This window comes from Candidatus Accumulibacter phosphatis, assembly GCF_012939955.1.
GTDB lineage: Bacteria > Pseudomonadota > Gammaproteobacteria > Burkholderiales > Rhodocyclaceae > Accumulibacter > Accumulibacter delftensis.
In genome coordinates this window covers 1-588 of sequence record NZ_SPMY01000148.1, presented here as the reverse complement: position 1 = coordinate 588, position 588 = coordinate 1, and the positions used below count along the sequence as shown (strand labels likewise).

Here is a 588-nt window from a genome sequence, read left to right as displayed (position 1 = left end):
AGACCGAACGGATGGCCGCCGCCGAAGCCAAGGCCGGCGAACTGGCGGCACGGGTCGAAGACCTCAAGGGCGAACTGGAGCGGGCCCATGCGCGACAGACGGCCGAACGCGAAGCAGTGACTTCGGCACGCGCCGAAGCCCAGGCCGCTGCGGTGGAAGCTGCCCGTTTGCAGGGCGAACTGACGGCACTTAAGAAACCGCGTTCAAGCGCTTAACCCTGGCGAAGGGGGGGCACGGCAACGGGCAGCTTTCTTCGGGAAATCGTCGTCGCGCGGGGAGTTGGGTGGGTGGCCGCAAGAGGGTCATGGCGGCGATAAAGCGTGGTTACGGCGCTTTGTCGCCGTTGTTTGTCCGGGCTGGTGTTGTGAAAACAACGGTGCAGTAAAGGTAAAACAACGGTAGAAAAAAGGTAGAACAACGGTGCAGTAACGGTAAAAAAAGGTAGAACAACGCTGCAGCGCCGGGCAGGATATGTGAAGTAGGCCCACCCGCAAGCGGGTTGTCCTTCTTCACGAAGCCCTTATTCGCACTGCGTGCTCAACGGGAACCGATCAGGCAACCTGATGCGCACGCTTGGAGCGCGCACAT

General features: G+C 60.9%; 1 pseudogene. It reads left to right on the top strand.

Going from position 1 to position 588, the window contains the following annotated elements:
- Positions 1–215 (top strand): annotated as a pseudogene (locus tag E4Q23_RS23195) (hypothetical protein); the annotation flags it as partial.
- Positions 216–588 lie beyond the last annotated feature (373 nt).